This window comes from Sphingobium sp. TomTYG73 (genome assembly GCF_055394245.1).
This window is the reverse complement of sequence record NZ_AP027339.1, coordinates 1,417,388-1,434,733: the sequence shown is the minus strand read 5'-3', so window position 1 is coordinate 1,434,733 and position 17,346 is coordinate 1,417,388. Positions and strand designations below refer to the sequence as shown.

Annotated in this window: 13 protein-coding genes, 1 tRNA gene and 1 pseudogene; 8 read left to right on the top strand and 7 right to left on the bottom strand. The window is 60.3% G+C overall.

Annotated elements, in window-relative coordinates:
• Window positions 1–27 precede the first annotated feature (27 nt).
• The gene (locus ACZ5TH_RS07195; protein ID WP_464793424.1) at window positions 28–876 is read right to left on the bottom strand and encodes a class I SAM-dependent methyltransferase; all 849 of its coding nucleotides are present in this window, start codon (window positions 874–876) and stop codon (window positions 28–30) included.
• Between the two features lie 44 nt (window positions 877–920).
• On the opposite strand from ACZ5TH_RS07195, the gene ACZ5TH_RS07190 reads away from it, so the two are divergent.
• The 5 genes from ACZ5TH_RS07190 to ACZ5TH_RS07170 all read left to right on the top strand — a co-directional run bounded on the left by ACZ5TH_RS07190 (window position 921) and on the right by ACZ5TH_RS07170 (window position 3,389).
• Window positions 921–1,670 carry a double zinc ribbon domain-containing protein gene (locus tag ACZ5TH_RS07190; protein ID WP_464793423.1) on the top strand — a complete coding sequence of 250 codons (750 nt, stop codon included), beginning with the start codon at window positions 921–923 and terminating at the stop codon, window positions 1,668–1,670.
• Between the two features lie 44 nt (window positions 1,671–1,714).
• Entirely contained in the window at window positions 1,715–1,972 is a 258-nt protein-coding gene (grxC, locus tag ACZ5TH_RS07185) for a glutaredoxin 3 (protein ID WP_449473447.1), read from the top strand.
• Between the two features lie 5 nt (window positions 1,973–1,977).
• Entirely contained in the window at window positions 1,978–2,808 is an 831-nt protein-coding gene (locus ACZ5TH_RS07180) for a carbon-nitrogen hydrolase family protein (RefSeq protein ID WP_464793422.1), read from the top strand.
• Window positions 2,805–3,278, top strand: coding sequence for a DUF1178 family protein (locus ACZ5TH_RS07175; RefSeq protein WP_464793421.1), 474 nt, complete (start codon window positions 2,805–2,807; stop codon window positions 3,276–3,278). The genes ACZ5TH_RS07180 and ACZ5TH_RS07175 overlap by 4 nt, the downstream gene beginning before the upstream one ends.
• Window positions 3,279–3,312: 34 nt before the next feature.
• A tRNA-Arg gene (locus ACZ5TH_RS07170) sits at window positions 3,313–3,389 on the top strand.
• Between the two features lie 191 nt (window positions 3,390–3,580).
• Here the strand turns inward: ACZ5TH_RS07170 and ACZ5TH_RS07165 are convergent.
• Both ACZ5TH_RS07165 and ACZ5TH_RS07160 read right to left on the bottom strand, forming a co-directional pair.
• Complete coding sequence (locus tag ACZ5TH_RS07165; RefSeq protein WP_464793420.1) at window positions 3,581–4,375, bottom strand: hypothetical protein; 795 nt, start codon at window positions 4,373–4,375, stop codon at window positions 3,581–3,583.
• An 8-nt stretch (window positions 4,376–4,383) separates the two neighbouring features.
• A pseudogene (locus tag ACZ5TH_RS07160) lies at window positions 4,384–5,518 on the bottom strand (IS3 family transposase).
• An 882-nt stretch (window positions 5,519–6,400) separates the two neighbouring features.
• On the opposite strand from ACZ5TH_RS07160, the gene ACZ5TH_RS07155 reads away from it, so the two are divergent.
• From ACZ5TH_RS07155 to ACZ5TH_RS07145, 3 genes are read left to right on the top strand one after another with little or no spacing between them, the layout of a single operon-like run.
• Entirely contained in the window at window positions 6,401–8,398 is a 1,998-nt protein-coding gene (locus tag ACZ5TH_RS07155; protein ID WP_464793419.1) for a TadE/TadG family type IV pilus assembly protein, read from the top strand.
• A complete protein-coding gene (locus tag ACZ5TH_RS07150; RefSeq protein WP_464793418.1) occupies window positions 8,398–9,009 on the top strand; it encodes a TadE/TadG family type IV pilus assembly protein in 612 nt (203 codons plus the stop codon). Before ACZ5TH_RS07155 ends, ACZ5TH_RS07150 begins: the two co-directional genes overlap by 1 nt.
• An 11-nt stretch (window positions 9,010–9,020) precedes the next feature.
• On the top strand, window positions 9,021–9,698 hold the full coding sequence (locus tag ACZ5TH_RS07145) for a TadE/TadG family type IV pilus assembly protein (RefSeq protein WP_464793417.1): 678 nt from the start codon (window positions 9,021–9,023) through the stop codon (window positions 9,696–9,698).
• A 75-nt stretch (window positions 9,699–9,773) separates the two neighbouring features.
• On the opposite strand, the gene katE is transcribed toward ACZ5TH_RS07145, so the two are convergent.
• The 4 genes from katE to ACZ5TH_RS07125 form a co-directional block, all read right to left on the bottom strand.
• Entirely contained in the window at window positions 9,774–12,008 is a 2,235-nt protein-coding gene (katE, locus tag ACZ5TH_RS07140) for a catalase (RefSeq protein WP_464793416.1), read from the bottom strand.
• 652 nt (window positions 12,009–12,660) lie between these two features.
• Window positions 12,661–13,590, bottom strand: a complete 930-nt coding sequence (locus tag ACZ5TH_RS07135) for a formylglycine-generating enzyme family protein (protein ID WP_464795075.1) — start codon at window positions 13,588–13,590, stop codon at window positions 12,661–12,663.
• Between the two features lie 79 nt (window positions 13,591–13,669).
• On the bottom strand, window positions 13,670–14,956 hold the full coding sequence (locus ACZ5TH_RS07130; protein ID WP_464793415.1) for a TetR/AcrR family transcriptional regulator: 1,287 nt from the start codon (window positions 14,954–14,956) through the stop codon (window positions 13,670–13,672).
• Window positions 14,957–15,065: 109 nt separating this feature from the next.
• Window positions 15,066–17,333 (bottom strand): arylsulfatase, encoded by a 2,268-nt coding sequence (locus ACZ5TH_RS07125; protein ID WP_464793414.1) that lies wholly within the window; start codon window positions 17,331–17,333, stop codon window positions 15,066–15,068.
• Between the last annotated feature and the right edge of the window lie 13 nt (window positions 17,334–17,346).

Here is a 17,346-nt window from a genome sequence, read left to right as displayed (position 1 = left end):
TGAGTGACCCTGTAAAGGGACGAGCGGCTATTCCTTCCGCTTGAGCGCTTCTGCCAGCGACATGGTCGCGCTGCCTCGCCGGGCTGGCTTGGCTTGGCTGGAATCGGGCTTCCACCCGCTCAGATACAGGATCGCCATATCCTCCGCAGTGCGCCCATCAGCATCTGCGGCGGCCGAGAAGTGCTGGCTCGCGCCGATCAATGTCTCGCGGCGCAGCGCCGGGGGATGGGACGCCAACACATTGCCTGCGCCCATACCGCGCAGGTCATGCATCAGGCGCAATATGTCGCCATAGCGTACAGTCAGCGTCTCGCTGTCCGCCACAGGCATGGCGAAACCGGCTCGGCTCAGCAGGTCGCCCGCCGCGCGCACGTCGATTTGCGGATGGATGTGCTGGGCGGGGCGATCGCCTTCTCCGGCCATCAGAGCAGTTCGTAAGCGGGGCAGGGTGCCCGCGCCGGTAAAGGCCGCGAGCAGCAGGCCGTCGGGCCGCAGGATGCGCCGCATGAGGATGAGCGCGCCGGGGAGGTCATTGACGCTGTCGAGCGTGCCGCAGGCGATGATCAGGTCGAAACTGTCGTCGGCGAAGGGGAGCGCGTCTTCTTCCGCCTGCACGCCGCCCTGCGCGCTCGCGGCTGCGAAGCCGGGGTCGGTGCATATTACCGTCTTCCCCATGGTTTCAAGCGCGGCGCGAGCGCTGCCGTCGGGGCAGCCGATGACGAGAACTTCGGACAAGTCACGCTGAACATCCGCCAACCGGTCGAGCAATTCGTCCAGCATCGCGCGATAGAGAAAGTCATGCTCGGCGAAGTGCGGCATCATCCGGTCCCGCCGCCTGGCGCGCAATGTGCGGTCGAAGATGTCGGGCTGGCTCATGGCGGGCCTTGTGCATCGGTGCCGGAGCGGGAACAAGGGCGATCATGCATCTCGCCTCTCTTCTCAAGAGCGCTGTTCGCCCGGCGCTCGACTATGCGCTGCCGCCGCGTTGCCCCGGATGCGGCGTAATCGTTGATGCCGATGATGCCTTTTGCCTCACATGCTGGAGCGGGATGCGCTTTCTGGGCGAACCATGCTGCGCGCGATGTGGCGTGCCGTTCGAACATGACAGGGGCGGGGACGCGGCGTGCGGCGCCTGCCTTGCCGATCCGCCGCCATTCGACAGCGCGCGGGCGGTGCTGGCCTATGGCGATGTCGCGCGGACGGTGGCGTTGCGGCTGAAATATGGGCGACGCATCGGTCTGGCGCGCCTGATCGCTCGGCATATGGCGCGGCGGTTGCCTGCCTTTGACGCGTCGCCGTTGATCGTGCCGGTGCCGTTGCATCGCTGGCGGCTGTGGTGGCGAGGCTTCAATCAGGCGGCGCTGATCGCGGATCATCTTGGCAGGGCTTCGGGGCTGGCGGTGGACAAGCATGCGCTGCTTCGAGTCCGTGTCACGCAGCCGCTGCGGAGTATGCATGCGCGACAGCGGGCAAAGGCTGTCGCGGGCGCTTTTGCACTGGATAAGGATCATGGCGTCAAAGGCAGGGCGGTGCTGCTGATCGACGATGTTCATACCAGCGGCGCGACTGCGGCTGCTTGCGCGCGGGTGCTGAAACGGGGCGGGGCGTCCAGCGTTCATCTGTTGTGCTGGGCGCGGGCTTTGCCGGAAGGCGCGGAAGGCACTGATTGACAAAGCTCCGTTCAGCCACAATTTCAGCGCGCAAGGAGTATCGAATGGCGAAGGTGGAAATCTACACAAAGGCATGGTGCGGATATTGCGCGCGGGCAAAGGCGCTGCTGGAAGGCAAGGGCGTGGCCTTTGACGAATATGACATCACGATGGGCGGCCCGAAGCGCGGCGAAATGTTGGATCGCGCCAATGGCGGGACCACGGTGCCGCAGATATTCATCGACGGCAGGCATATTGGCGGCAGCGACGACATGGCGGCGCTGGATCGTCAGGGCAAGCTGAACCCGTTGCTGGGACTATAAGCGTCATGCGGGCCGCGATCTTCCAGATGACGAGCGGGATTGATCCCTCCGCGAATGCGGCCGCCATCGTCGAGATGGCGGGACGCGCGGCCGAACAGGGCGCGGACATGCTGTTCACGCCGGAAATGGCGGGATATCTGGATCGGAACCGTGCGCGGGCTGCGGATACCCTGCGCAGTGAGGCTGACGATCCGGTGCTAAACGCCGTTCGCGAGGCGGCCGCTCGGCATGGCCTGTGGGTGCATCTTGGTTCCTTGCCGCTCAAGGAAGAAGGTGGCGATGGCCGCTGGGTCAACCGCAGCTTCATGATCGATGACAAGGGTGGCATTCGGGCGCGTTACGACAAAATCCATCTGTTCGATGTCGATCTGGCAACTGGGGAAAGCTGGCGGGAATCGTCGGTCTATCGGCCGGGGGAAGAGGTGGTGGCGGTCGATACGCCTTGGGCAAGGATGGGATTGTCGGTGTGTTACGACATGCGCTTTCCCGACCTTTATCGCGCCTTGACCAATGCGGGGGCCACGATGTTGCTGATGCCTGCCGCCTTTACTGTGCCGACCGGGCAGGCGCACTGGCATGTCCTGCTGCGCGCCCGTGCGATCGAGGCGGGATGTTTCGTGATAGCGGCCGCGCAGACCGGCCGCCACGAGGACGGACGGGAAACTTACGGACATAGTCTGGTCATCGATCCTTGGGGTGAGGTCTTGCTCGACATGGGAGAGGCGGCGGGACTATCCCTTGCCGAGATCGACCTGTCGCGCGTAGAGGAGGTGCGCGGGCGCGTGCCTGCGATTGCCAACCGGCGTAACCTTCCAGCGGACGTGACCATTTCGTGATTGTTTTCGACCTCAAATGCGGCGCCCACGGCCATGTGTTCGAAGCCTGGTTCGGATCGAGCGCGGACTATGAGGATCAGGTGGCGCGCGGCCTGCTGGCCTGCCCCATGTGCGGCGATGCGGAGGTGTCGAAGGCATTGATGGCGCCCGCTGTCGCCGCCAAAGGAAACAGCCGCCGGGCGGAAGCGCCGGTTGCTACCTCGACCGCGCCGGTGGCCATGGCGGGCGACGAAGGTCGGATGCGTGAGATGATGCAGGCGCTGGCGCAGGCGCAGTCAAAGGTTCTGGAAGATTCGACCTGGGTCGGCAGGGGCTTTGCCGAACATGCCCGCGCCATGCATTATGGTGAGAAGGACCGGGCAAGCATCCACGGCGAAGTGGCGCCCGAGGAAGCCCGCGCCCTGATATCGGAAGGCGTGGAGGTTGCTCCGTTGCTGTTTCCGGTCGTGCCGCCCGAAGCGAAGAATTGACCGCGCCTGCGACGCAGCATAGAGCCGTCACCGGGCACCCGTAGCTCAGCAGGATAGAGCATCAGATTCCTAATCTGAGGGCCATGGGTTCGAATCCCGTCGGGTGCACCACGCATTCTCGCCTTGCGCGGCGTTTAAAGGCCTGGTCCTGTCGTGGCCTTAGAATGGCGCAGTTCCGCGCCATTTTGCCGACGCGCTAGCGAATCGGGTGCCACAGAGACTCAATTTTAGACCTCAGGACCGCAAAAAAGGCCCCGTGTCTCACGGGGCCTTCCGAGTGGCACACGGTTTAGATTATAGGCCTATCCACCAAACCCAAGTGCCTTGCGCTGACCGTTCCAGTCGAGCGGGATGGCAGCATGCTTCATAAGGCGCCGCGGCGTCAGCGATGGCGGTTGTCGACCTTCCAGGATGACGCTGATGATGTTGGGAGCGAGAAATGCCAGGCGCGCGACCCGTTCGGCCGTCCGATCGTTCGTGACGGAAGCTTGCCCGAAAAGCTGCTGTCGAGCAGCTTCGGCTTTGCGGATGAGAGCGATCAGTTCGGGATCGACGTTTGGTTTTTGTTCCCCGCCTGTCCGCAGCACGAGCTTGAGATTGCGCCCGCGCTGATCAGGCGCTGTGTTGATGATGAGCGGCATGCGGACGCCATCATCTTCCGCAACGGGTGCTGTGCCATCCAGCAGTGCGACAAGCCGGCGTCGGCTGATCGATGCGTTAATACCGTCAGAGTGAACCACCATCGCAAAATCGAGGGACTGGAGCTTCCGGCGAACCTCGCTCTTCCGTTCGATACGCATTGCTGACCCCAGCGCCTGAGCGGTGTCGATGCGTCGGCGTGTGCTTTGCGCATCGACTTGCGATAGTGCCATGACGGTCCGGTTATCGGCAAGAAGGGTGGTCGCTGCTTCGATCACTGCCTGCTCCAGTTCCACCGCGGGCAGCCGCAGGGCCGCGGCCTTAAGTGTCGTGTCATCAACCGCCGCCACCATGCTGGAGCCATAATAGCGATAGCGCCGCTTCTGCTTCACCGCATGGCTCGGCGACATGGGTCGATCGACATGATCGTGGACATGTAACGGTTTTGTGCCTGTCACTTATCTCATTATGCCACCTTGGCTTCGAAGGCGAGCGGGCTAATGCCGCCCAGATATGAATGGCGACGACGGGCGTTGTAGAAGCCGTTGATGTATTGGAAGATGGCAGCTTCTGCCTGCCGTCGCGTTGGCCAGCGCTGCCGCCAGATGAGTTCCGCCTTCAGGGATTTGAAGAACGTCTCGACGGAGGCATTGTCGTAACAATTACCCTTGCCGCTCATTGATGGACGCAGGCCATAGGCCTGCAGCTTTTTCTGATAATCGTAAGAACAATATTGGCTGCCGCGATCCGAATGGAAAAGGCAGCCCTCTGGTGGCTGGCGCAGGCGTACCGCCATATCCAGTGCCCTGATCGCCAAATCCTTCTTCATCCTGTCGCTGACAGCCCAGCCCACGACGCGGCGGCTATGCAGATCGAGGATGACAGCGAGGTAGAGCCATCCCTCCGACGTCCAGATATAGGTGATGTCGCCGGCCCATTTACGGTTGGGCGCATCGGCGGCGAAATCGCCGTCCAGCCAGTTTGCCGCGACACCCAGGCGATGGTGGCTGTCTGTCGTAACCTTGTGTTTGCGCGTGCGGACCGGCCTGATCCCGTTGATGTTGGCTACGCCGCCCTTCGGGTCATAAGGCGCTCACCCACATCGAGCCCCACCTCTTTTAACTCCATCGTCATGCGAGGACGGCCGTAGCTGCCAAGGCTCAGCCTGTATTGTTCGCGGATATGAGCCAACACCTTCATGTCCGTCCGGCCCCGGCAACTGATCGGGCGCGAGCGCCAGGAACGATAGCCGCGTTCACTGACAAGCATGACACGGCAGAGCAGTGCAACGGGCCAGCGATGCCGCCAGCTATGCACGAAAGCGAACTTCACGGCCTTTGGCTCGCGAAGAACTGCGTGGCCTTTTTTAGGATTTGCCTCTCCTCCCGCAGCACGCGGTTCTCAAGGCGAAGCCGTTCATTCTCGCGCGCCAGATCTGCTTGCGGCGCTGAAACCAGATCACTGGGCCGATACTGCGACACCCACTTGTTCAGCGTCGATTTGCCAACCCCCAAATCCAACGCGACCCGCTCCCGCGGCAACCCACTGGTCAGCGCAATCCGTACCGCCTCCTGCTTGAACTCCTCGCTATGTTTGATCATCTCGTCGGTCTCCTTGAACGAGCTTTAAACTCTCAAGTGACCGGCACAAAACCGTTACATGTCCAGTACAACCTAAATGACCAAACTGGCGCTTTGCCGATCGTCCACTTCGACAGCATGATCGATCACTTTGGCGGGATCGGACGTTTACCAACGCGGACAGGAACGATTGGATCTGGTCGTTAGCCGACGTAAGCCGACGGCATCTATCCCAACATCCAGCGCGGCGCCGGCCAGTCGCCTGTCGGCCAGCGTTGAGGTGCGTAGATTGGATAGCTGCCCTTCCGGACCTGGAGATCGAAAATGGATCCCTGTACGGCAAAGAAGGGTCGGAACGCGGCTTCGGCCAGATGCTCATGCTGCTCTAGCGTCGGACGTCGCGACGCGGCGGTTTGCAAACTCACAAACACCCCGTCCCCGCTTCAGCAAGAACGTGGGGTTACCATTCTTTGTTGTCATCTTCGTGGATGCCCCATTCGTTCGGAACGGGGACATAGACTTCAGCGGCGTCTTATATCTGTCTGTGGCATAGCGACTGGCGAGCCCTCTGTTGTCATCTTAGCCAGCGCGTCGATCCTGAACCCACAGGCGATGCATTGGAGATGGATCGGCAGGTACTCTTGCTTCTCTGCGATCACGTCGTCCTCAAACCTGCGTGTCGTATCGACGGGCCCGGATATGAACGCAACTGATTGCAGAGGAGGGCCGGGCACCGTCTATGCTCCTATATCTTACGATCCATTGCGGCGCGACGATGCTGCTTAAGCAACATCTTTTTTGAAGAAAGTAAATCTAGATCAATCAGAACGTAAAATTCCAGAAATTTGTTCTTAACGATCTCCTCCTAATTGAAAGAAAGTATAAAAATCGGGGAGGAAAATTTTGTTCGAAGAACAACATTCCTTTTTAAGACGCTTTCGACGGAATGAGGCGGGCAACACACTGGCAATCACTGCCGCGGCGTTTTTCCCCTTAGCGGGCCTAATTGGAGGCGGAGTAGACATCAGCCGTCTCTACTTGACGAAGACTCGGCTTCAGCAAGCTTGCGATGCTGGCGCTCTTGCCGGACGGCGGGCGATGACGGGTCTGACTTGGACGACTGGCGCGGGCAGTACAGAAGACACTGCAGTCAAGTTCTTCAATGTCAACTTTCCAGCGCACAAATATGGGACCAGCTTGGCGACGGGGGTCTATTCTGCAAGCGCCACAGGCGCTGTCACGGGCACAGCTTCCGTAGTGGTGCCGATGACCTTGATGTCGCTATTTAATATTCCAGACAAAACCATAACGGCGAACTGTACGGCGGATCTTCAATTGCCGAATACGGACGTCATGTTCGTCCTCGACACAACTCGGTCGATGCTAGATACAAACAGCGGCGATAGTTCAAGCAAGATCGTCGGACTGCGCAGCGCGGTGACGAACTTCTACAACTTGCTGGAGCAGGTGAAGCCCGTCGGCAGCGCCATCCGCTATGGGTTCGTGCCATATTCGTCGACAGTGAATGTCGGCATGTTGCTGAAGCGCGAGTGGGTCCAGGACAATCCGTGGTATGACTCCAGGCAACCGGCGCCTCAGACAACCAATACTGTGACCACCACCACGACGCAACCGGCGACGAATTCGTCTTCCAGCACGGTATTTAACAGCGGAAGCATCACGACTTCGACTTCCCCAGGGCAGGCAGAGAGCTGCGCCGCACCAGCCAATTCCAACTATACGAATGTCTACAGCAACTGGTCCGCCTACAGCCCTTCCGCCACAGCTTCGCCCCGGACGCGGACCCGGACACGGACACGGAATGGAACGACCTATTCGGCATCATCAAACGCCAGTGGCTGCACCATAACCGCCACGACCTACAATAACTATGTCCAGACGGTTACCGAAACCGTCACAAACAATCCCAACGCTGGCCAGACAACAACGACCACCACAACAACGCCAGTGTACAATTGGTACTACCAGCCCGTCCAATATTCGACGGCCGCGCTTAAGGGCAACGCTGCGAACGGCCTGATGGCCGGCGGCAGCTTCACTGCGACCGTCGCCAACAACAACACCAGCCGTACGATCAACTGGACCGCAGCAAATGCGTGCATTGAAGAACGCTCGACGCGTCGTTCCAATGAGGGCTCCACCGTCCCGCGCAATGATATGGACGTGGACCTGGTCCCCGATGCTGCCAATCCCGACACCCAGTGGAAGCCCTATATCCCAGGCATCGTCTATGGACGCAACGCGACCAGCGCGACGGCGGCCAGTGGCTGGGTCTGGAGCGGCTCTGCTGCGACTTTGACTAACGCAAATTATTATACCCCTTCCGGCGACACAAGCTTTTACGGTGCCTGTCCATCACCGGCGCGTAAGCTAGGTTCGATAACCTCGTCTGCGCTGACGACCTATCTTAACGCCCTGTCGCCAGCTGGTTTTACCTATCATGACATCGGCATGTTGTGGGGTCTTCGCCTGATGTCGCGTGATGGCATCTTCAGCGCTGAAAACCAGGCGGCCGAAGCGACCGGCAAGATAGCGCGGCACATTATCTTCATGACCGACGGCCAGACCGAAACGCATATTGGTGCCTATGATGCGTGGGGCTTGTCTGCAACAGCCAGACGGCGCACCGCTTCTGCATCCATCCCGACCGATACTGAACAAAATGGGCTCACGGAAAGCCGACTTCTGGAACTCTGCTCGATCGCGAAGGATCAAAAGAATATCACTGTCTGGGTGATCGCCTTTGGAACGACCCTGACGCAGTTGCTCAGCGATTGCGGATCGCCGGGCAAGTCTTATCAGGCAAATAATGCTGCGGAACTCAACGCGACATTCAGTCAAATTGCGTCGCAGATCGCCTCTCTGCGGATCACACGATAATGTGCGGAGGCAAGAAATTTGCCAAGGGGCGTCGGAAAGCAGCGGCGTTGGATGAGACTGGTGCCACTCTGGTCGAATTCGCCATTGTCGCGCCGATCCTTGTCCTTATCCTGATGTTCCTGTTTGACGCGGGCTATTATTTTTATGCCCGAGCGGTTTTGAGCGGAGAGGTTCAGGCCGCGGGACGAGCGTCGGCACTGGAGACTGCCACCGACACCAATCGTGCCTTGCTGGATGCGGGCGTTGAAGGGGCCGTAAAGAAATTGGTGAGCGGAGGTATGCTCAGTTTTGAACGGCTCGCATTCAAATCCTATGGCCGAGCGCAATCCCGGGTTGAATCCTTTATTGATTCTAATGGAGACGGCATCTGCAACAACAATGAGGGCTTCGACGACGCCAACCGCAACGGTGTCAGGGATGCAGATTCCGGGGTACAGGGTCAAGGCGGCGCCAAGGATGTCACCATCTATTCGGTAACCCTGCAATATGATCGCGTTTTCCCGATGGCCACACTTTTGGGATGGAGCCCCAGGGTCAGTATGACCTCTCGCACCATATTGCACAACCAGCCCTTTGATAAGCAGGCAGAGCCGCTGATCGGAAAATGTTGAGGATCTTGTTGATGAATATTCTTCTCTCGCGGGCACAAAGCGTGATTGATGGGATCGCTCATCGACTAGGTGGTCTGGTCCGTTGTAAATACGGAATAGCCTTGACGGAGTTTGCAATAGCGTTTCCTTTGCTACTGATACTTGCCACTTCAGGCCTTGAACTCATCAACTATGCTCTGACGGTCAAGAAGATAGGCGAAATCTCCGGAATGGTGGCGGACAATGCATCGCGCATGGGCTCTCAAAGCGCTATCAATAACAAGCCGGTCAGCGAGGCAGAAATTAATGACGTTTTTATCGGTGCCGACTTACAGGCGTCTGAACTAGGCCTCGGCCAAAATGGTAAGATCGTGCTTTCCAGCCTGCAGACCAACCCCGATGGTGGTCAGACCATCAAATGGCAACGGTGCTTTGGCGGCGATGCATATCACTCCGCTTATGGGCCACAAGGCACGGGGGCTACGGGTACGAGCTTTGCGGGCATGGGGCCGACGGGTGAGGAGATCAAGGCAGCTGCGGGAACCGCTGTGATGGTGGTGGAAATCCATTATACCTACAAGCGCTTGATGCCGATTGTTTCTTTACCACTTCACGATATTACAGAGCTTTCAGCCTTTAATGTTCGTGACAGTCGCGATATTACCCAAGTTTATAATAGCGAAAACGTGACGCCTTCAACCTGCACCTGACTCTGCGTCCTTCCCGGCATAACGGCGTGTGAAAGTGGGCGCTGAGCGCTAAGACTGTGCAGGCTGCGCTTTGGGCTATGGGTTCGCGTCAAGGTCGACATTTAGTTCACGTGGCCAGTAGCGAAGCGGGCGGCACGCCGCGATGAACGTGCGGGCGTCGTCGGTCTTGCCGAGCGGCAGACAGGCCTCGTCCAGATCGCTGGCGATGCCAGCCTTGGCGAAGATTGCCTCTGCCTCGGCGCTGATCCCTATGAATTTGCAATGGGCAAAAGCGTCGGTCACGAAATCCTTGGCTGCCGCGTCGAGCGACAGCAGCGCTGCCCCCTCAGCGGACACGATGATGGCGACTGCATCGAACAGCACCGACGGCCCACCGTCAATCTTGTGCTTGGCAGCTGCCCGCGTCCCATCGGACAGGGTTACCCCGCCGATCTTCGGGGCGATGATCTCGAACATGGCGCCTTCTGCATCCACTGCATCGATCAGCGCCTCGAGCAATTTTGCGTCCGCTCCGTCGCTCAGCAGGATGCCCAGCTTTCGACCGCGAAAACTACCCGGACCGTTTTTGACGATGCTGAGCTTGTCGGAAGGCGGCAGGTCCGTGATAGGCTTGCGTGCGGCCACGGCCGGATCGGGCAGAGGCAGGCCAAGGCCATCGGACACCTTCACCGCCAGTGTCTCGTCGACATTGAGCAGGTGGGACACCGTCCTCGACCGAATGTCGGGACGTTCGACCTTGGACAGTTCGAAGACGAGCGCATCGGCAATATGTTTCTGTTCGACAGGGGTCTGGCTGATAAAGAATTGCCGCGCCTGGCTGTAATGGTCGGCGAAACTTTCCGATCGCGCGCGCTGCTTGGGGCCGTCCGCAGTTTCAGCAAAGCTGCTGAATCCACGAACTGGGTTTTCGCGCGGCCCGCCTTGTGTGGGCCCCCAGCTGTTGGGCTCATAGTTCACGCGTCCCTTCGGATTACGCATGGCCATGTGGCCATCCTGCTGGAAATGGGCCATCGGGCATTTGGGCGCGTTGATCGGAATATGCGTGAAGTTTGGTCCGCCCAGACGCTTGATCTGGGTGTCGAGATAGGAAAAGTTGCGTCCTTGCAGCAGCGGGTCGTTGGAAAAATCGATGCCGGGCGGGACGTTTTGAGTGCAAAAAGCGACTTGCTCCGTCTCGGCAAAGAAATTGTCGACGACCCGGTCGAGCACCAGCCGACCGATCACCCGGATGGGCACCAGTTCTTCCGGTATGATTTTCGTAGCGTCGAGAATATCGAAGTCGAAGCTGTCGGCGAAGGCATCGTCGAACAGTTGAACGCCCAATTCCCATTCGGGAAAATCGCCGGCGTTGATCGCGTCCCAGAGGTCGCGGCGATGAAAGTCGGGGTCAGCGCCATTGATCTTGACCGCCTCGTTCCAGACCACCGACTGCAGGCCCTGCTTGGGCTTCCAATGGAATTTAACGAAGGTGGACCGGCCCTCCGCATCGAGCAGCCGGAAAGTATGAACGCCAAAGCCCTCCATCGTGCGGAAGGACCGCGGAATTGCCCGATCCGACATGGCCCACATGATCATGTGGAAACTTTCGGGCGTCAGGCTGATAAAGTCCCAGAAATTGTCATGAGCGGTTTGCGCTTGAGGGAAGTTGCGATCCGGCTCGGGCTTGGCCGCATGAACCAGGTCGGGGAATTTCATCGCATCCTGAATGAAAAAGACAGGGATGTTGTTGCCCACCAGGTCCCAATTGCCCTCCTGCGTGTAGATCTTGACCGCGAAGCCGCGCACGTCGCGTGCGAGATCGAATGATCCCTTCGAACCGGCGACGGTCGAAAAGCGGACGAAGGCAGGCGTACGCTCTCCAACGCGCTGGAAAATGTCGGCCCGGCTGACATCGGCCAGACTGTCGGTCAGTTCGAAGAAGCCGTGCGCACCGTAGCCCCGCGCATGAACGACCCGTTCGGGGATGCGCTCATGGTCGAAATGGAAGATCTTCTCGCGGAAATGGAAGTCTTCCAGCAGCGTTGGCCCGCGTGCTCCTTGCTTCAAACTGTTCTGGTCATCTGCGACCGGGATGCCCTGCTGCGTGGTGAGCGTCGCTACGTCGCTCCCTGCAGTCTGATGCGTTTCGCCACCTTCGGACTGTTTCTCGGCATAGGAGAGGGAGATGGCGGCGTCAGCGGGGACGGGTGCCGCTTTTTGTGGCGACTCTCCACCCAGATCGGCGCCCGCGAGACCCGAGGGTGTCAGCTTCCCAGCCGATTTGGGAGATGCTTTCGAGGAGGCTTTCGACGGTGCAGACTTCTTCGCCATGACGGCTCCTTGTCAATCGTGGAGATGGTGAGCCGACGAGACACAGCAGCCGGCCGCACATATCCCGACATGAACCCGGAAGACTGGTCGGAGTTGCCGACCGTGAAAAATTAAGAGAGACGTCTTGGTCACTCGCGTCCGAAGCGTCGGAGCATAACGCCGGGAGGAAAGCCAAAGCCGCTGAAGAGTTCTCCGCTGACAAACTCATGGCCTTGTGTCAGGTCGCTGACAGCCCAAGACTGTTTGGACAGCCATGTTTCCCCCAGCCCGACATCGGCGACGAACGGATAGGGAATGGCAACAGCGGCTCCGATCGGAGCTTCGCGATGCGGCCCAACGGCCGTTGAGGATGCGAAGCCGGGCAGGAGCGGGATTTCCGGTACGCGCAGAGGCATAGCGCGCGGTTGTGTGGAAAGCCGACATGGAGGATCGGCGCAACCGGCGGACCAATCGGCAAACTTGGGTATACAAAAATTGGGGAAGTGGACGGTCGACAGCTGGAATGGAGAAGTTGGCGGTTGAACGACTATAAAGGGTCGAAGCTGATCGCGCCATGCCACCTTTCCCGCGGGGTCGAAGACTGCCGCCGCATAGCAGTGGTGGACATAGCCCAGCTCCGCGATGCCGAAAGCCTGTAGCCCGTCGCGGACGGTTAGGTTGTCGGTGGCGTCACCCCTTTCGCCCGCACCACGCAGCGAAAACCTACATGGCTGGTCGATGAATCGATTGCCTGCGCATGTCTCGCCGCCGGGCGGTAGCGCTGGCAGTAATTGGATGCGCAAAGGTGCGAACCGCCTTTCACGACCTTTCGCGGGATCGCATTCACTGCGTCCATGCTCTCGCGCCGCGTCGGACCGCGTGGATTTGCGGGTATGCAGCAGCTACCGCGCGCCTTGCTTTCAATCTTTGGCTGGGCATACCAGTCGATGGTCCATTCCCAGACATTGCCGATCATGTCGTAAAGGCCAAAACCGTTCGCCGGATAGCTGCGGACGGGGGAAGTCCTTTCCCATCCATCGTCCAGAGTATTCGCGAATGGAAAAGCGCCCTGCCAATAATTGGCCAGCATTGCTCCATCGGGCGCCAGTTGATCGCCCCAGGCATAATCCTGCCCGTCCAACCCACCGCGCGCCGCATATTCCCATTCGGCCTCGGTCGGCAGCGACTTGCCTGCCCATTTCGCATAGGCACGCACATCCTCTAATGCGACATGCACGACGGGGTGATCCTCCAGCCCGTCCAGATTGCTGTCCGGGCCATGCGGATGCCGCCAGTCCACGCCGAACGCGAAGTCCCACCACTGGCTGGGATCGTGCAGGTCAACCGGCCCGGACGTACGGTGGAACAGCAAAGATCCCGGCCGCGCCATGTCGATCGGCATGCCCGGATAGTCTTTGGGATCAGGCGCGATTTCAGCCAGCGTCTTGTGGTTCGTGGCGTCGACGAAGCGGGCGAATTCGCGATTGGTGACAGGAGTCTCGTCGATCCAGAAGCCATCGACGCGCACGGGCCGCACCGGCGCTTCTTCGGGGTAGAAATTCTCAGACCCCATCGCGAACACGCCCCCTTCCACCCAGCGCATGCCGCTGGTGTCGGGTTGAGCTGCCCGTGACGATCGCATCGCCTTTTGCTTGGAAAACTGACGCATCAATGCTCCGGATTCAATCTGCTTGCGCGATCGCCTTTTGCTTATTGCCTGCGCGCAGCCCATTCAGGAACAGCCTGGCGCACTCTCTGGCATACATGTCGCGGTCCGTTTCCGAGGGCGGCGTCATGGCGGTGAAGAAGCGAACGGCGAAGGTCGCGAGCGTATAGAACATGCGTGTCGCGGACTGGCTGGGACGAGCCAGGCCCAGCGCTTCCAGTTGCTGCTCCAGCGCATCGCCCAGGCGGCGCACCCGGCCTTCATAGAAAAGCTGCGCGAGGTCGGGGATGAAATCGGCTTCCACGATCAGCAGCCGGTGAATGCGGATATTTGCCGGTTCCAGATGACGGTCCAGCGCCTGACGCGCCAGAGCGACAATCGCGATTTCCGCGTCCGTACTCGCGGGCAGCAGCTCGAACGGCTGCTGATTGGCTGCGAAAATTTCGCGTTGAACGATGTAGCGCAGCAGATTTTCCTTGTTGCCGAACTGCCGGTAGATGGTCGCCTTGCTGACCCTTACCGCCGCCGAGATGCGGTCGATGCTGGCGCGGCGATAGCCATGTTCCAGAAATTCGCTCGTCGCTGCATCCAGCAGCGCCAACAGCTTTTCCGCAGGCAGCCGCAGCGCGGTGACGCCTTCGCGGACAGGCGGCTCGATCGGCGTAGAAAGGGCATTGTCCCCGGCCGTGTCCTGCACGCTGCGATATCCGTTCAGGAACATTCGCACGGCCTGATCCACAATGCGCTTCTGCGTGGCCTTGCCCGGCAACTGCTTGCCCAGAAAATAGCGCGCGCCTTCCACCGCCACGCCGCCGAAGCGGATAGCCATGGCGAGTGGATCGCACGGCACGATCACCGCGCCCTCGATCAACGCTTCAAGGTAAAAGGCAAGGGGTTGAGACGATGCCAGTCGCCTTTCGTGCAATTCCGCCGCCAATTCCGGCACATGGTTCGCCGCCTCGATATTGGCGCGGAACAGTCCGAAATTCACCGGTTCGGCGAAACCTTCGAACAGGCGCATGGCGTACCGGGTCAGCGTGTCCTCGGCATCCGTGCCGTTGTCGATATTGGTCATGCTGAGCCACGCGCCGTTCAACTTGTTACGGACGGCGGCCTCGAACAGGGCGAGCTTGTTGGGATAAAGCTCGTAAATGCTTTGCTTGCTCATGTGCGCGACGGCAGCAATCCGGTCGACGCTCGCGCGTTCGAAGCCCTCGGACAGAAAGACTTCGCCGGCTGCGTCAAGGATTTGCGTCCTGCCGTCGCGCTCGGCGCTATCGGGATGAAGAGTGATTTCGACCATGCGGGATCATCTTAACGGCGGGAAAGGGCGCGACGTCAACGGGCAAAGCCGAAAAGCGGCTCCTGACGCCTGCGGTCGCGCGGGACTGCAGGCGTCAGGGGCTCGCCGTTCAGGGCGCTTCACCGCCAGCGCCCGGCTTGCCCACGGCGATGTCCACCTTCCCGATCCGGCCGGGGAAATGCCCGCCCGCCGCATAGCCGGACGTGACCGGCGTGTCGGCGTCAAAGCCGATGTCCAGCGTGTCGCTCATCTCCGGCAGTTTCGAGATGGTGCGCGCGATGCGGCCCCGTCCGATAATGTCGCCATTGGCGCTGATCGTCATCTCGCCCCCGGCATTGACGCCACCATCATAGCGGAAGTCGAACACCAGCCGCTGTTGCCCGGCCGCAAGCGGTTGCGCCGCAGCCACCTGCGACTGGTCGTCCGCCAGCTGCGATGCCGCCATCAGGGCAATGGGGAGACCGTCCTTCAGATAGAAGCTCCAACCGCCGAATTTGCTGCCCAGCGCCACGAGCGCGCCGGTTGCAGGTTCATTCGGCACGTCGATATCGGCCGTGATGCGGAAGCTGCGCGCCAACAACGGCGCGGCGCTGACCGAGGGGATGCTGATGCCCGCCCCCCAATAGCTGTAGGTCGATCGATGCGGCCGCTGGCTCTCCGCCGCCTGGAACCGCGCGAGCGTCAGCCGGTCGTCAAGCGGGAGAACCTGGTTCCGTTCCGCCTCCTTCTGAAAAAGCGCCTGCATTTCCTTCAGCTTCGCGCCCTGGCTCCCCGCCAGATCATGCGCCTGGGAGAAATCCTTGCGCAGATCGTACAGCTCCCACTTATATTGGTTCGGCAGGACCGAACCGTCGCCGCGCTGCCACGGCAGATTGATGGGCGTGCTGCTCGCCAGCCAGCCTTGATGGTAAATGGCGTGGTTGCCCATCATCTCGAAATATTGGGTGTCGTGCCGCTCAGGCGCTTTGGGCGCGGCGAAGCTATAGGCGAAACTGACGCCGTCGATCCGCTGCTGATCCACGCCATTGACGACATCAGGCGTCTTCAGGCCCGCGACTTCCAATATCGTCGGCATCACATCGGTCACATGCGTGAATTGCGACCGGATTCCGCGCGCCTTGATATGATCGGGCCAGGACACGACCAGCCCGTTGCGGGTGCCGCCAAGATGAGAGGCATATTGCTTGAACCAGCGAAACGGCGCGTCCGTCGCCCAGGCCCAGCCATAACCCCAGTTGGCGACGGCATCCGGACCGCCGATCTTGTCCAGATTGGCGAGCAGCAGCCTATCATCCTCCTGCATGGCGTTGGCGAAGGCGGACATGGGGTTTGAACTGCCATTGTCTCCCCCTTCGGCGGCAGCGCCATTGTCGCCTTCGATGAACATCACCAGCGTGTTGTTGCTTTCCCCCATGCGATCGAGTTCATCGAGGACGCGGCCAATCTGCGCATCCTGATAAGCGAGCATCGCCGCATAGACCTCCATGAAGCGCGCGTTGATCCGACGCTGGTCGGGGGTCAGTTCGCTCCACGCCTTCAGGCCGTCGGGCCGCGCGGTGTCCTGCGTGGCGGAGGGTATGATGCCGAGCCGTTTCTGGCGGCGGACGGTTTCCGCCCGCACGGCGTCCCATCCCTTGTCGAACTGGCCCTTGAACTTCGCGATCCAATCCGCGGGGGCCTGAAGCGGCGCGTGGGCGGAGCCCGTCGCATAATAGAGGAAGAAGGGCTTGTCTGGCGCGGACGCCTTCTGATTGTGGATCCATTGGATCGCCTCGTCGGCGAGCGCCTTGTCCAGCACCCCTTCCTTCAGCGTAGGTATGGGCGTGATGCCGCGATACAGGGCGGGGGTGAACTGATTGGTCTCCGCCGACATGAAGCCGTAGAAATGTTCAAAACCAAGCCCTGTCGGCCACATGTCGAACGGCCCTGCTGGCGACACATCAGCTTCCGGCGCATTATGATGCTTGCCGACCATGGCGGTATTATAGCCATTCTGCCGCAGCACCTCGGCCACCGTCGCCGCGCTTTTCGGTAATATGTTGGTATAGCCCGGGAAGCCCGTGGACAGATTGGCGACGATGCCGTTGCCCACCGCATGATGGTTGCGCCCGGTCAGCAGCGAAGCGCGTGTGGGCGAACACATGGCGGTGGTATGAAAGCGGTTATAGACTAGGCCCCGGGCCGCCAGCCGATCCAGATTGGGCGTAGGTATCGGCCCGCCAAAGGTCGACGCCGCACCAAAGCCCACATCATCTGTCAGGATTAGCAGCACGTTGGGCGCTCCGGCGGGCGCGGTAACGGGCTTGGGAAAGGCGGGAGTGGAATCGGCATAGGTCTGCCCGATCTTCCCCGCGAACGGAGCAGCCGGGGCCGGCAATACCGTTTGCGCG

Excerpts from the sequence above, each read along its gene's own strand:
- ACZ5TH_RS07195 (WP_464793424.1), bottom strand. The coding sequence starts at position 876 with ATGAGCCAGCCCGACATCTTCGACCGCACATTGCGCGCCAGGCGGCGG.
- ACZ5TH_RS07190 (WP_464793423.1), top strand. The coding sequence starts at position 921 with ATGCATCTCGCCTCTCTTCTCAAGAGCGCTGTTCGCCCGGCGCTCGAC.
- grxC (WP_449473447.1), top strand. The coding sequence starts at position 1,715 with ATGGCGAAGGTGGAAATCTACACAAAGGCATGGTGCGGATATTGCGCG.
- ACZ5TH_RS07180 (WP_464793422.1), top strand. The coding sequence starts at position 1,978 with ATGCGGGCCGCGATCTTCCAGATGACGAGCGGGATTGATCCCTCCGCG.
- ACZ5TH_RS07150 (WP_464793418.1), top strand. The coding sequence starts at position 8,398 with ATGTGCGGAGGCAAGAAATTTGCCAAGGGGCGTCGGAAAGCAGCGGCG.
- ACZ5TH_RS07145 (WP_464793417.1), top strand. The coding sequence starts at position 9,021 with ATGAATATTCTTCTCTCGCGGGCACAAAGCGTGATTGATGGGATCGCT.
- katE (WP_464793416.1), bottom strand. The coding sequence starts at position 12,008 with ATGGCGAAGAAGTCTGCACCGTCGAAAGCCTCCTCGAAAGCATCTCCC.
- ACZ5TH_RS07135 (WP_464795075.1), bottom strand. The coding sequence starts at position 13,590 with ATGCGCTGGGTGGAAGGGGGCGTGTTCGCGATGGGGTCTGAGAATTTC.
- ACZ5TH_RS07130 (WP_464793415.1), bottom strand. The coding sequence starts at position 14,956 with ATGGTCGAAATCACTCTTCATCCCGATAGCGCCGAGCGCGACGGCAGG.